The sequence below is a fragment of the Moraxella sp. ZY200743 genome (assembly GCF_050885545.1).
In the GTDB taxonomy this organism is placed as follows: Bacteria; Pseudomonadota; Gammaproteobacteria; order Pseudomonadales; family Moraxellaceae; genus Moraxella; species Moraxella haemolytica.
In genome coordinates, this window is sequence record NZ_CP091313.1 from 2,099,467 (window position 1) to 2,112,977 (window position 13,511).

The 13,511-nt window shown below is 46.1% G+C and carries 13 protein-coding genes; 10 read left to right on the forward strand and 3 right to left on the reverse strand.

All coding sequences use genetic code 11. The annotated features are described in order from the left end of the window. Positions 1 to 29 precede the first annotated feature (29 nt). Together L3D27_RS10240 and L3D27_RS10245 are read right to left on the reverse strand one after the other, a co-directional pair. Positions 30 to 884 (reverse strand): aminotransferase class IV, encoded by an 855-nt coding sequence (locus L3D27_RS10240; RefSeq protein ID WP_432481120.1) that lies wholly within the window; start codon positions 882 to 884, stop codon positions 30 to 32. A gap of 9 nt (positions 885 to 893) precedes the next feature. Then, on the reverse strand, positions 894 to 1,493 hold the full coding sequence (locus L3D27_RS10245; protein WP_432481121.1) for a hypothetical protein: 600 nt from the start codon (positions 1,491 to 1,493) through the stop codon (positions 894 to 896). Positions 1,494 to 1,647: 154 nt separating this feature from the next. On the opposite strand from L3D27_RS10245, the gene aroE reads away from it, so the two are divergent. From aroE to L3D27_RS10275, 6 genes are all read left to right on the forward strand, one after another. Further along, a complete protein-coding gene (aroE, locus tag L3D27_RS10250; protein WP_432481122.1) occupies positions 1,648 to 2,460 on the forward strand; it encodes a shikimate dehydrogenase in 813 nt (270 codons plus the stop codon). A gap of 167 nt (positions 2,461 to 2,627) precedes the next feature. Next, positions 2,628 to 4,448, forward strand: coding sequence for an acyl-CoA dehydrogenase C-terminal domain-containing protein (locus L3D27_RS10255; RefSeq protein WP_432481123.1), 1,821 nt, complete (start codon positions 2,628 to 2,630; stop codon positions 4,446 to 4,448). 99 nt (positions 4,449 to 4,547) lie between these two features. Continuing rightward, entirely contained in the window at positions 4,548 to 4,835 is a 288-nt protein-coding gene (locus tag L3D27_RS10260) for a tetratricopeptide repeat protein (RefSeq protein ID WP_432481124.1), read from the forward strand. Positions 4,836 to 4,842: 7 nt separating this feature from the next. Further along, positions 4,843 to 5,028, forward strand: coding sequence for a tetratricopeptide repeat protein (locus L3D27_RS10265; RefSeq protein WP_432481125.1), 186 nt, complete (start codon positions 4,843 to 4,845; stop codon positions 5,026 to 5,028). Between the two features lie 165 nt (positions 5,029 to 5,193). After that, positions 5,194 to 5,727 carry a tetratricopeptide repeat protein gene (locus tag L3D27_RS10270; protein WP_284673566.1) on the forward strand — a complete coding sequence of 178 codons (534 nt, stop codon included), beginning with the start codon at positions 5,194 to 5,196 and terminating at the stop codon, positions 5,725 to 5,727. Between the two features lie 206 nt (positions 5,728 to 5,933). Further along, the gene (locus L3D27_RS10275) at positions 5,934 to 6,899 is read left to right on the forward strand and encodes an SEL1-like repeat protein (protein WP_432481126.1); all 966 of its coding nucleotides are present in this window, start codon (positions 5,934 to 5,936) and stop codon (positions 6,897 to 6,899) included. Between the two features lie 61 nt (positions 6,900 to 6,960). Here the strand turns inward: L3D27_RS10275 and L3D27_RS10280 are convergent, their stop codons facing one another. Then, on the reverse strand, positions 6,961 to 8,235 hold the full coding sequence (locus L3D27_RS10280) for a glutamate-5-semialdehyde dehydrogenase (RefSeq protein ID WP_432481127.1): 1,275 nt from the start codon (positions 8,233 to 8,235) through the stop codon (positions 6,961 to 6,963). A 277-nt stretch (positions 8,236 to 8,512) separates the two neighbouring features. Between L3D27_RS10280 and L3D27_RS10285 the strand changes: the two genes are divergently transcribed. The 4 genes from L3D27_RS10285 (at position 8,513) to L3D27_RS10300 (ending at position 13,311) form a co-directional block, all read left to right on the forward strand. Further along, positions 8,513 to 9,289, forward strand: a complete 777-nt coding sequence (locus tag L3D27_RS10285; RefSeq protein ID WP_432481060.1) for an ABC transporter ATP-binding protein — start codon at positions 8,513 to 8,515, stop codon at positions 9,287 to 9,289. Positions 9,290 to 9,399: 110 nt separating this feature from the next. Beyond that, positions 9,400 to 10,152, forward strand: coding sequence for a transporter substrate-binding domain-containing protein (locus tag L3D27_RS10290; RefSeq protein WP_284673460.1), 753 nt, complete (start codon positions 9,400 to 9,402; stop codon positions 10,150 to 10,152). A gap of 72 nt (positions 10,153 to 10,224) precedes the next feature. Beyond that, the gene (locus tag L3D27_RS10295; protein WP_432481061.1) at positions 10,225 to 11,001 is read left to right on the forward strand and encodes a transporter substrate-binding domain-containing protein; all 777 of its coding nucleotides are present in this window, start codon (positions 10,225 to 10,227) and stop codon (positions 10,999 to 11,001) included. 291 nt (positions 11,002 to 11,292) lie between these two features. Then, a complete protein-coding gene (locus tag L3D27_RS10300) occupies positions 11,293 to 13,311 on the forward strand; it encodes a YadA-like family protein (protein WP_432481063.1) in 2,019 nt (672 codons plus the stop codon). The last annotated feature ends 200 nt before the right edge of the window (positions 13,312 to 13,511 follow it).

Here is a 13,511-nt window from a genome sequence, read left to right on the forward strand (position 1 = left end):
CAAATGAGCGTTATTGTATCATGATTGGCTTAGTGTGGGTGCGTTTGATGATAAAGTTTTGTAAAAAAACCATTCATCTTTAATGGGTGTACGACACCATTTATTGTTAATGCAGATATCGGCATCACACCACGCACCGCATTACAAAACGCCAAACCATCAAGGTTCATCAAATCTTCATCAAGCAACACTCGCTCGGCAATGTCGTATTGGGTCATCAATACTCGCCGCATTACCCCATCAACACCACACGCCTGTACAGGCGGAGTATGCCACTTGCCATCTAGATGATACAGCACATTACTCATGCTACCACTGACCCACTCACCTGATGCACTCGCCACCAAGCCCTCAATAATGGCTGAATCATGCTGCTGATGGCAGTGCAATTCACGCTGAATAAACACCTGCTCGTGAGCACTGATGAGCTTTAATCCTAAAAATCGGCTCGTTCTAAGAGATAATCGCTCGGACAGACACACTGCCACGCCTGCCAACTGATAAGGAATGCCATCATAAAAAGACACGCCACTATAAATGGGCGATGGCATCAACTTTATCAACACCACCGCACGACCATCAGCATAGCCATAACCACGCACTGCCTGCCTATCTCTTGTGATGATGACCTTTAAGACACCCTCACCCATCTGAACTGCCAAATCTATCAACACCGCCAGCACACTCTTCACATCAAGCGACAGCTCAAAACGAGCAGATGACAGCGTTAGTCTATCTTGATGCCCATCAATACAAAGTATGCGTCCGTCATGCACGCCCATGGTGCTAAAAAAACCATCGCCGTACGCCAAGGCTCGACTGTCCATCACACCAGTCGTCTTAGTCAGTCGCCCATCATGCAACTCATAATATGCCATCGTCATGATCTACGCTCATCGGTTAAAGATGATGCGACATTGATAGTTTGTGCAGTTGGCAGACAGTACGCCTGCTACTTTGGTCGCATAGAGCCGATTGGGCTGATTTAACATACCTGCTACCAGACGCTCGCCCTCTTCGCCTGCGTACGTACCCATCATCGCATAGACTTTTTGGGCATAATCTATACTCGCTGTCTTTTGAGCATCATTATCCTTTGGGGCGGCATAATACCATAGCACTTCTAGCACCGCCTCAGACTCAATGACATAAAAAGGTGGTTCACTTTTGGTGGTAAAGCGGTATTTAGTGGCATGATTGCCATAAAAATCCAGCGATTGCTCACTGGTGGCAGTCGTACCCAGATGGCGTTTGATGCCCTCAAAGTCCAGCTGTTTTTTGGGCAATCTGCTCCATGTGTCAGTCTGATAGACAACAGGATCGTATCGCTTAGGCTCGCCATCATCTCGGATAAGCTGTTCGTCTGATGGAACAGGACGAAAAACCAAAAACAGTGCAATCGCCAAAGCGATGAATGCCACCATCAAAAAATATGGCAGTTTGGACTTATTAGACTGAGACTGATTGGCAGTAGGTGGGCTGATTTGGCTCATGATTTTGATAGGCTGATTGATGATAATGAATGAATCAATAAAGACGACTGGTATTGTACCTAAGTTTTAAAAAATTTGCTATTTTTTCAAAAATACAGTACAAAATACAGCACATTGTTTTATTCACCCATCACAACCACCAATACGGATTTTTATGCAACACTTTATCGTCATCGGCAATCCCATCAGCCACTCAAAAAGCCCACAAATTCATCACGCCTTTGCAGACAGCTTAGGTCTTGCCATCAGCTATCGCCGTCAGTTTTGCCCAACTGATGCAGACAGCTTTCGTGCGGTGGTAGAAGCCTTTTTTTGTGGTGGTGGTGTTGGGGCAAATGTAACCCTACCCTTTAAAGAAATTGCCTTTGAGCTGTGTAGCCCCATCAATGGCGGTGCTTTAAGTAGCTACGCTCAGAGTGCAAAAGCCGTGAACACGCTCGCCTTGCGTGATGGCAAATTATACGGCGACAACACCGATGGGCGTGGCTTGGTGGCAGATCTCATCGCCCAAAAGGTTGATTTGCAAGGCAAAAATATCGCCATCATTGGTGCAGGCGGAGCAACTCGTGGCGTGATTTTGCCACTCATGGAACAAGGGGCGACTCTGACTCTCTTTAATCGCACGCTCTTAAAAGCAACCAATCTAAAAGATGAGTTCGCCCCCCATGGCATGATTGGCGTACAGAGCCTAGATGCACTGGCAACTGGCGATTTTGACTACGATGTCATCATCAATGCCACAAGTGCCACCACGACAGGTCAGCAATTATCATTATCACCCAATCTAAAGGCTTGTGTCGCCTACGACATGATGTATGGCAAGCCATCGGCATTCTTGGCACATTTTGCCAAGCAAGGGGCACGCACTTTGGACGGCTATGGAATGCTCATTCATCAAGCCAAACTTGCCTTTGAGATGTGGACAGGCACACAATTGGATTTGGACAAAGTGGCATTAGAAAAATAGCGTATGAATAACTTTAATTTATAAAAAACAAACTTTTATATGAAAATAAATTAACGATTACAGAAAAATTAAGCCAATTTAAAAAATCTATTGTATAGTGCATACATGGCGATGATACGCATCGCTGATGAGTTATTCACTACAATTTTAGCCAACAAGGATTGCTTATGCTAACTTATAAAGCACCCGTAAGAGACATTAAGTTCTTGATGAATGAAGTGTTTGATTACCAAACACACTACCAAAATCTACCAAATGGGGCAGGTGCTGATGCCGAGACGGTGGATATGATTATACAGGGTTTTGCTGACTTTGCCGAAAATGTATTAGCACCGATTTATCAGCCGGCAGATGCTGAAGGCTGTCATTTTAAAGATGGCGAAGTTACCACGCCAAAGGGCTTTAAAGAAGCGTATCAAACCTTCGTTGAAGGGGGTTGGCAGGGCATTTCTTATCCAGAAGAGTTTGGTGGCATGAATCTGCCCATGTCGCTCAATCTGGTCAAATCTGAGATGATGGGCAGTGCCAACTGGCCGTGGGCGATGTACCCTGGATTGTCTATTGGTGCGGTAAATACCATCTTACAATATGGCGATGACACCCAAAAAGCCACTTACCTACCCAAGCTCATCTCAGGGGAATGGGCAGGAACAATGTGCCTAACCGAAGCACAATGTGGCACTGACCTAAATCAGATGAAGACTCGTGCCACCCCAAACGAAGACGGCTCTTATGCCATCACAGGCACCAAGATTTTTATCAGTGCAGGCGAACATGACCTAACCGAGAACATCGTTCATATCGTACTGGCTCGCCTACCTGATGCACCAGCAGGCACCAAAGGCATCTCACTATTCATCGTACCAAAATTCTTGGTAGATGCCGATGGCAAAATGGGCGAGCGTAATGCCGTATCTTGTGGCTCTATTGAACACAAAATGGGCATCTCTTCATCTGCCACCTGTGTGCTAAATTTTGATGGGGCGACAGGCTATCTGATTGGCGAACCAAACAAAGGGCTAAAAGCCATGTTCACTTACATGAACACCGCACGCATTGGCACAGGCATTCAGGGGCTTGCTCACATGGAGCTGGCATTTCAAAACGCCCTGCCCTATGCCAAAGAACGCCGCTCCATGCGTGCCTTATCAGGTGCCAAAGAGCCTGAGCAAGCAGGCGACGCCATCATTCATCATGCCGATGTTCGCCGTATGCTTCTCATCCAAAAGGCATTTAGCGAAGGTGGTCGCTCGATGATTTATCACTCGGCACGCTATGCTGACCATCTGGCGAATGCTGTGGTAGCAGACGATGAAGCAGCGATTAAAAAATGGGATGATAAACTGGGTTTTTATACCCCCATCTTAAAAGGGTTTTTGACCGAACTAAGCATTGAATGTGCCAAGCACGGACAACAGATCTACGGCGGACATGGCTACATCAAAGAAACAGGCATGGAACTCATCGCTCGTGATGCACGCATCGCCACCTTATACGAAGGAACAACAGGCGTGCAGGCTCTAGACTTGCTCGGTCGCAAGGTTCTACTACACGGTGGTGGCAAGGTCGTGCGAGACTATACCGCAGGCATCATGAAATGGTGTAGCGAATACGCCCTAGATAAGAACATGCGTCAATATGTCTGGGCCTTGACCAAGCTATGTGCCGAGTGGAATATGCTGACTGCTCGCCTACTACTGGCTGCTCGCAAAGACCGAGACATCGTCTCAGCAGCCTCTGATGACTACCTGATGTATTCAGGCTATGTGATGATGGCTTACCACTGGGCACGCATGGCAGCGGTTGCCTTTGACAAGATGAAAAATAGCGGTGAACAGCCACACGAATTTTATCTTGCCAAAACCCAGACCGCCGAATTTTATTTTGAAAAAATTCTACCACGCACCGATGCCCACGCCAACGCCATGACCACGCCAAGCGAAGTCATGACCAAGATGGATATTGAGCATTTTGCGTTTTTGGATTGATTGGTTTATTCCCATAAAAAGGCGGATTTTTTTCCGTCTTTTTATTGCCCAAGAGAATAAAATCCCTATTATACTCATACCGCTTTTTTGGAGAACATCATGAAAATATCACGCATCCTATTCACCCTACTACGGGCATTAGGCTTAGGCGTGGCAAGACCTGCGATGGCAGATGACTTTGTCACCGCTACCTCTTATTTAAACACCAAAAACTACGAGCAAGCCTTTGCTATTTTTAAAAGATTAGCCAAGCAAGGGCTTGTAGAAGCTCAATATAATCTGGGCAATATGTATCGTGGTGAAGATGGTATCAATCAGGACTATGAGCAGGCTCTCTCTTGGTATGAAAAGGCAGCCAAGCAAAGGGCATATCAATGCTCAACATAAGTTGGGTATGATGTACATCGGCGGAGAAGGCACAAGCCAAGATTATGACCAAGCGGTATATTGGCTTAAAAAGGCAGCCGAGCAAGGAGATGTACAGTCTCAAACCATTGTGGGTATGCTATATGCCATTGGCAAAGGCGTAAACCAAGATTATGTGCCGCCAAAGAGTGGTTTGGTAAAGCCCGTGATTTAGGATTCCAAGATGGCTGCGACGCCTATGAAATGCTGGGCGAACTAGAACAAACCCGCAGACTACACTCAATCAAATACAAAGGGCAGACATTCCTTATATCCTTTTTAGTTGCCAAAGACAGCAAAATCAGATATCATACATCAACACAATTTTTTGGAGCATATTATGAAAACATCACGCACCCTATCTGCCCTACTACTGGCACTCAGTCTAAGTGTGGCAGCACCTGCGATGGCAGATGACTTTGATACCGCTGTGTCTTATTTAAACACCCAAAACTATAAGCAAGCTCTCCCTATTTTTACAAAATTAGCTAATCAAGGGGACGCAAGGGCTCAATATGGTTTGGGTGTCATGTATGACAACGGACAGGGCATCAAAAAGAATGATGCTCAGGCGGTGGCTTGGTTTACAAAAGCCGCTGAGCAAGGGCTTGCAGAAGCTCAATATAATTTGGGCAATAAGTATGTCAATGGCGAAGGCGTACGCCAAAGCTATGCCCAAGCTCTAGCGTGGTACAACAAAGCCCAAGCCCAAGGGGTTGCACAAGCCGCCCATAATATCGGGGTGCTATATCTTAGTGGCGAAGGCATCAACCAAGATTATACCGCCGCCAAAGAGTGGTTTGGCAGAGCCTGTGATTTAGGATTCCAAGATGGCTGCAACACCTATAAAATGCTCAGCCAACGAGGCTACTAATCCACAGTCTACAGCGACCAAATGACCAATCAGGCTGTAATGGTCATCATTATAGCTAGTAGGTATGGTGGTATCTATCAGATACTAACAAAAGCCTGTACTTAATCAAAACAAAAAGGACGGATATGGTTTTTCCGTCCTTTTTGTTGCCAAAGAAAACAAAATCCTGTATCATCTCACGGATATTTAGCTATCTGGAGATACTGATGAGAACATCACGCACCCTATCTGCCCTACTACTGGCATTAGGCTTAAGTGTGGCAGCACCTGCGATGGCAGATGACTTTGATACCGCTGTGTCTTATGTAAACACCCAAAACTACGAGCAAGCCTTTGCTATTTTTAAAAAATTAGCCGAACAAGGGGATGCTGTAGCCCAAACTATCGTGGGTGCGATGTATGCCAAAGGCGAGGGTGTCAGCCAAGATTATGCCCAAACCCTAGCGTGGTATAACAAATCAGCCGAGCAAGGAGATGCAAACGCTCAACATAATCTGGGTAATATGTATCTTAGTGGAGAAGGTGTCAAGCAGGATTATGCTCAGGCGGTATCTTGGTATAAAAAGGCAGCCGAGCAAGGAGATGCAAACTCTCAAAACAATTTGGGTGTGATGTATGCAAATGGGCAAGGCGTCAAGCAGGATTATGCTCAGGCGGTATCTTGGTATAAGAAGGCAGCCGAGCAGGGACACACCAAGGCTCAATATAATCTAGGTATGATGTATGATAATGGGCAGGGCATACAACAAGACTTTACTCAAGCATTCTTTTGGTATAAAAAAGCAGCCGAGCAAGGGCATATAGAGGCTCAATATAATCTGGGCAATATGTATCTTAGTGGAGAAGGTGTCAAGCAGGATTATGCTCAGGCATTCTTATGGTTTAGACAGGCGGCCGAGCAAGGGCATACAGATGCTCAAAATAATTTGGGTAATATGTACGCTGTTGGACTGGGCGTAAACCAAAGCTATACCGAAGCCCTAGCATGGTATACACAAGCCCACACCCAAGGTAATACAAAAGTTGCTCAGAATATCGGAGTACTCTATTACAATGGTCAAGGCGTAAGCCAAGATTATGCCATCGCCAAAGAATGGTTTGGCAAAGCCTGTCAATCAGGATACCAAAACAGCTGTGATGCCTATGAAATGCTTAGCCAACAAGGCTACTAATCCACAGTCCACAACCTAAAAAAAGCGTGTCATGCACGCTTTTTTTAGGTTCATGACGACCTTAAGGGCGGATTTCCCCATGCCCTAATACCACCCATTTTTGGGAAGTCAAGCCATGCAATCCCACAGGACCACGAGCGTGGATTTTGTCCGTTGAAATACCAATCTCCGCCCCAAGCCCATATTCAAAGCCATCAGCGAAGCGACTTGACGCATTGACCATCACACTTGATGAATCCACCTCACGGATGAATTGTTGGGCATTAGGGTAGCTGTCTGTGATGATGACATCGGTATGATGACTGCCATAGTGGTTGATGTGGCAGATTGCCTCGTCCAGATTTGCCACGATTTTCACTGCCAGTTTTGGGGCGAGATATTCAGCATACCAGTCATCTTCGGTGGCGAGCGTCAGGTTCAGCGGATAATCCGCCAGCAGTGCCATTGACTGCTCACACACAAAAAACGCCATCTGTTCATCAACAGCACGCATCGCCATCAAAATCTGGGGAAGTACTGTCTTGGCAATGTTCTCATGAATGAGTAGGCTCTCCATCGCATTGCACGGAGCATAGCGAGAGGTTTTGGCATTGACGCAGACCTTGATTGCCATATTGACATCACAGCTTTCATCAACATAGGTGTGGCAGTTGCCATCTAGATGCTTAATCACAGGCACTTTTGCTCCCTTAGCGACCCGCTCAATCAGCCCCCTACCCCCTCGTGGAATCACCACATCAACGAACTCTGACATGCCAATCAAACTGTCCACCGCCATACGGTCGGTCGTCTCTAGCACCTGCACCGCCTCGCTTGGCAGTCCTGCTGATACCAATCCTTGTTTGACACAATTAGCGATGGCTTGATTAGAATAAAACGCCTCCGAACCACCACGCAAGATGATGGCATTGCCAGACTTGATGGCAAGGCTTGCCGCCTCCACCGTTACATTCGGACGGCTTTCATAAATCATGCCAATCACGCCAAGCGGTACACGCATCTTACCAAGTAAAATACCACTCGGACGATGGCTCATCTCGCTCATCTGACCAATCGGATCGGGCAAGCTAATCACATCATCTAGCGATGACAACATCGCCTCAAAACGACTCTCATTGATGATAAGGCGATCTAGTAACGCACTATCTAATCCTTGCTGTTTACCCTTTGCCACATCTTTGGCATTCTCAGCCAAGATGATGGATTGATTGGCAATCATCGCTGACTTGATGGCACTTAATGCGGTGTTTTTGGTGGCGGTATCCGCTGCTGCAAGCTGACGAGAGGCACGCTTGGCTTGCTCGCCCACCTCGTTCATGTATGTTTTGATGCTCATAAATCCCCCTTACCGGTCAATTTACCCTATCATAGCAATCACTGGCTAATTTTTCTATGCGAATTATTCATAAATACCAATAAATCATCAAAATTGTCAATAAATTTACCACAACCGCCCAAAATTTCGCTAAAATACAAAAAATTTCACCCAAAATCACAAAAATATTTGCCTTTTTTATGGTTTTGGCGAAAATATCCCAATCAACTTGTTATATTTCATCAACGAACCCAAAACTTTCGTTATCAAATCAAACCTTTTTTATTAAGTAACCAACATGATTGACACTCGCCCCATCGCCTTAGACCTGCAAGACATTCACAAAAACTACGGCTCACTGTCCGTACTCAAAGGCGTCTCTTTGACCGCCTATGATGGCGATGTCATCAGCATTCTAGGTTCGTCAGGTTCGGGCAAATCTACCTTGCTACGCTGTATTAACCTACTTGAAAAACCCACCAAAGGTAGCATCACCATCGGCAATGAAGCCTTAATCTTGACCGAGAAAAAAGGCGAATTGGTCGCCAAAAATCCAAGACAGCTAGAAAGTTTACGCTCAAAAATCGGCTTCGTATTCCAAAATTTCAACCTATGGCCACACAAAACCATCTTGGATAACATCATTGAAGGTCCAACCCAAGTACTCAAACAACCCAAAGATCAGGCAATCGCCGAAGCCGAACACCTGCTCAACAAGGTTGGTCTGCTTGACAAAAAAAATGCCTATCCTGACAATCTGTCAGGCGGTCAGCGTCAGCGTGTGGCAATCGCTCGTGCTTTGGCAATGAAGCCACAGGTGCTACTGTTTGATGAGCCGACCTCAGCATTAGACCCTGAGCTGGTCAATGAAGTGCTGTCTGTCATGCGTGGGCTGGCCGCAGAGGGTCGCACCATGCTCATCGTTACCCACGAGATGCGTTTTGCTCGTGAGGTATCAGATAAGATTGTGTTTTTACATCAAGGACGCATTGAAGAGATTGGCACGCCTGACGAGGTCTTTGATAACCCAAAATCTGAGCGTGTGCGTGAATTCATGGCATCGCATCGCTCTTAGGGTTTGACTTAAGGTTTGTTGTTCAAGTTCGTTTTTGGTACTTATTTTGTTAGTATTTGCTTATTAATATCTGTTTTGTTAATATCTACTTGTTAGTTTAAGGACATTTTATGTTATATAAATTCGCAGGCGTTACCGCCATCGCTCTTGCCCTAGTCGCTTGCAGTCAAGACAAGCCTGCCCAGACGACCGAACAGCGTCAGCTGACCATCGCCACCGAAGCGGCTTATCCCCCATTTAATGACACCGCTCCAGATGGCAAGATTGTCGGCTTTGATGTTGAGGTCATCAATGCCGTGTGTGCCGAAATCAACGCCAAATGCGACATTGTCGCCCAAGATTGGGAAGGTCTAATCCCTGGTCTTAATGCCAAAAAATACGACGCCATCATCGCAGGCATGTCCATCACTCCAGAACGCCTAGAGCAGGTGGATTTTACCGAGCCGTATTTTTCTAATACCATCGTTTGGCTATCTAAGACCGATGGTAGCTTCGACCCAAACAACATCACCAACAAAATCCTAGGTTCACAGCGTTCAACCACAGGGGCTGCCTATATCGCCGAAAAATATGACGGCAAAGATGGCAACACCGTCAAGCTCTACGACACCTACCTAAACGCCTATCTTGACCTAAAAGCAGGTCGTAACGCTGCTGTCATGGCAGAAAAAGTCTCTGCTGCCGAATGGCTAAAACAAGAACAGCAAGGCTTTGGCTTGGTCGGCGAAGAGATTGACAACAACGACAATCTGGGCATTGCGGTTCGCAAAGGCGACACCCTAAAAGATGAATTCAACCAAGCCCTTACCAAACTCAAAGAATCAGGTAAATTGGCAGAGATTGAAACTGCCAGTTTTCAATAATTCATCAGCCATCACTAGCGTGGCAATCAGCCCACGCTAAAACCAATCAAAAATAAGTAAGGGGCAATCATCATGAAACTAAAACTACTTAGCATATTGGCAATCAGCACCCTTGTTGTTGCCTGTAGCAATAATCAAGGGGCAGACGACAAGAGTGCAGCCACCACCGGCGAAAAACAAATCCGCATCGCCACCGAATCTAGCTTTAAGCCATTTAGCTACCTAGATGCCAGCGGTAACTTGGTGGGCTTTGAGATTGACCTAGCCAACGCCCTATGCCAAGAGATGGCCGCCAAATGCGATATCCAAAGCCAAGATTGGGACGGTCTGATTGTCGGTCTAAATGCCAAAAAATTTGATGCCGTCATGGCAGGTATGTCAGCGACCAGCGAGCGTGCCAAAGTGGTGGATTTTAGCGATTCGTATTTTAACAACACCCTAGTCCTGCTTGGTCAAAAAGGCGTTGAGCTCAATGCCAACACCCTAGATGACAAAAACATCGCCGTACAGCAGGCCACCGTTTCTGCCGACTACCTAACCAAAAACCACCCCAAAGCAACCATCAAAGCATACAGCACCCAAGACAATGCTTATCTTGATTTGACCGCTGGTCGTGTCGATGGTATGTTGTCAGACATCGTTCCTGCATTAGACTGGCTAAAAACCGAGCAAGGGGCTGATTTTGAAGTCAAAGGTGAACCGATTGACATCAACGACAGCGTCGCCATCGCCCTACGCAAAAATGACCCACTAAAAGACGAATTCAACACCGCTCTTGCCACCCTAAAACAAAACGGCAAATATGATGAGTTGGTGGATAAATATTTTGACAAAACCATCATCAAATAACCAAAATGGGCGTCAGCCACTTAACTTAACCACAAGAAATATTAACAGGAGGCAACAATCACTAATTAGCAACATAGCAGTTTTGTTACATCTACCCCCTGCTCTTGTCCATGCAGGCATCGTTGTGTTAGAGCCATCCAACTTCAACCAAGAGATGAATCGTTAACGCTTGGTCATATAAACAAAACTTAACAAAACACCCCATGACGAAGCCAAACAATGCCATGAGTCGTGTTTGGCTTACGAATAAATAGCAACATTTCATCAGTCATTATTATTTGTGAGCAAATTATGAATAAAAACCTAATGAAACAGCGCAACAAAAACCGTACCGCCCATACCAACAACTTTAGTATCCACATTCCAATAACATCCCTGACACTGGCAGTAATAACCACCCTACCCCTGATGACTACTAAGGCATATGCTCAGCAGGGATTTGTTCCTGCTGGCACTATAGCGGGGACAGGAGCTACTGCGGTTGGACAAGGGTCTCAAGCAATGGCAAATTTAGCTACTGCGGTTGGATCTGATGCCCAAGCAACAAAAGCGAGCTCTACTGCACTTGGTGCAGGTTCTAGAGCAACTCAAGGGACCTCTACTGCACTTGGTGCAAGTTCTCAAGCAATGGGACTGGATTCTACCGCACTTGGGCAAGGTTCTCAAGCATTGGAGCAAAACTCTACTGCGGTTGGACAAGGGGCTCAAGCAACAGCAGTAGGTACTATTGCACTTGGGAAAAGTGCTCAAGCAACAATGACAAGCTCTTTTGCACTTGGGCAGGGAGCTCAGGCAACAGGACAGAACGCTATTGCCATTGGTAACAATACTATGGTTCGGTCTGTAGGAGCTGTAGCACTTGGTCATGGCATCACCATTAGTAATGACTCTAATCATGCTGTGGTGCTTGGCAATGGGAGTACATATACTACACCCATGCCAACAGCAGATTACTCATTTATGCTTCCATCAGCCACCAATAGCTCCGGAGTGCGTACCACAATCAATTTTGCAGGAACTCGTCCAACATCAGCCGTTTCTATCGGTGCAAAACATCAAGAACGCCAAATCGTCCATGTCGCTGCTGGTCGTGTTACTGCAGACTCAACCGATGCGATCAACGGCTCTCAGTTATACGGCGTGCTAACTGCGATACAGAGCATAAAAATACCAGATGTATTAATTGGTGCTGGAGAGCCAAATACTCAAGGCAAAGAAGGTGATATCTACATTAACAGCACTACCGGAGATCTGTACAAAAAAACAGGAAATAGATGGGGTGCTAAAGTTGGAAGTCTCAAAGGTCCTAAAGGTGATAAAGGCGAAACTGGTCCGCAGGGTCCACAAGGTCCAGCTGGTGAAAAAGGCGAACAAGGGGAACAAGGTCCTAAGGGTGATAAAGGCGACACCGGTCCACAAGGCCCTAAAGGTGATAAAGGCGACACCGGTCCACAAGGTCCAGCAGGTCCAGCTGGTGAAAAAGGCGAACAAGGGGAACAAGGTCCTAAAGGTGAGAAAGGCGAAATTGGTCCAGCAGGTCCACAAGGTCCTAAGGGTGATAAAGGCGATATCGATCAAGCCACTAAGGATAAAATCCAACAAAGCATCAATGATGCCAAGACCGCCAATGACAAAGCTGTCATCGCTGATAATAAAGCCACCCAAGCACAACAAACAGCCAATACCAATGCTGCTAAAATCAGCAAAGGTCTGAATGTTAAAACTCAAGATAATAAAACCACCAACCACCAGTTAGGCGATACGATTACCATCACTGGTCAGTCGAACATTAGCACCAACACAGAGCAAGGCAGTGTTGTCGTATCATTAAATGACGATATTACTGTTAAATCGGCAACTGCTGAGCGTGTCGTGGCAGATCAGGTAGTAGTCGGTCCTGTCAGTATCGCAAAAGACACAGGCATCAATGCAGGTGGTCTGACCGTGCAGAATGTCGCTGATGGTCGTATCGCACCAGACAGCACAGATGCTATCAATGGTGGTCAGTTGTTGGGTGTTTATAACCACATCGATGAGCGTGTCTTTGGTATTGGCAACCGCATTGATGAGATCGAAGACCGCCTACAGGCAGGCATCGCAGGTAATCATGCAGCCATGTCATTACCACAAGCCACACTAGCAGGTCAATCGATGGTCTCAGTTGCACTGGGTGCATATGCCGATAAAGGTGCCATCGCCATCGGTTATTCTCGGCTAAGCGGTAGCGGACGAGTAACCTTGAAGTCGCATTTAAGTGCTGATACCAAAAAAAAGGTCGGTGCTGGCGTAGGTGTAGGCCTTGCGTGGTAACCCACCTTCTGTAATACCAATATACTAATAATGCCCGTGTGCTTTGCCCTATTTGGGCTAAAGCACACAGGTTAATTGTCTTTGGCAACACAATACAAAACCCCAACCACAGTAAGCCATTAGTAATAAAACAACAATTATTATTAATAGTAACAATAAAATAACAACTCTCTTTCATTATTTTATCCCCCCCCCTGCGG

Excerpts from the sequence above, each read along its gene's own strand:
- aroE (WP_432481122.1), top strand. The coding sequence starts at position 1,648 with ATGCAACACTTTATCGTCATCGGCAATCCCATCAGCCACTCAAAAAGC.
- L3D27_RS10260 (WP_432481124.1), top strand. The coding sequence starts at position 4,548 with ATGAAAATATCACGCATCCTATTCACCCTACTACGGGCATTAGGCTTA.
- L3D27_RS10275 (WP_432481126.1), top strand. The coding sequence starts at position 5,934 with ATGAGAACATCACGCACCCTATCTGCCCTACTACTGGCATTAGGCTTA.
- L3D27_RS10255 (WP_432481123.1), top strand. The coding sequence starts at position 2,628 with ATGCTAACTTATAAAGCACCCGTAAGAGACATTAAGTTCTTGATGAAT.
- L3D27_RS10245 (WP_432481121.1), bottom strand. The coding sequence starts at position 1,493 with ATGAGCCAAATCAGCCCACCTACTGCCAATCAGTCTCAGTCTAATAAG.
- L3D27_RS10280 (WP_432481127.1), bottom strand. The coding sequence starts at position 8,235 with ATGAGCATCAAAACATACATGAACGAGGTGGGCGAGCAAGCCAAGCGT.
- L3D27_RS10265 (WP_432481125.1), top strand. The coding sequence starts at position 4,843 with ATGATGTACATCGGCGGAGAAGGCACAAGCCAAGATTATGACCAAGCG.
- L3D27_RS10270 (WP_284673566.1), top strand. The coding sequence starts at position 5,194 with ATGAAAACATCACGCACCCTATCTGCCCTACTACTGGCACTCAGTCTA.
- L3D27_RS10285 (WP_432481060.1), top strand. The coding sequence starts at position 8,513 with ATGATTGACACTCGCCCCATCGCCTTAGACCTGCAAGACATTCACAAA.
- L3D27_RS10290 (WP_284673460.1), top strand. The coding sequence starts at position 9,400 with ATGTTATATAAATTCGCAGGCGTTACCGCCATCGCTCTTGCCCTAGTC.
- L3D27_RS10295 (WP_432481061.1), top strand. The coding sequence starts at position 10,225 with ATGAAACTAAAACTACTTAGCATATTGGCAATCAGCACCCTTGTTGTT.
- L3D27_RS10240 (WP_432481120.1), bottom strand. The coding sequence starts at position 884 with ATGACGATGGCATATTATGAGTTGCATGATGGGCGACTGACTAAGACG.
- L3D27_RS10300 (WP_432481063.1), top strand. The coding sequence starts at position 11,293 with ATGAATAAAAACCTAATGAAACAGCGCAACAAAAACCGTACCGCCCAT.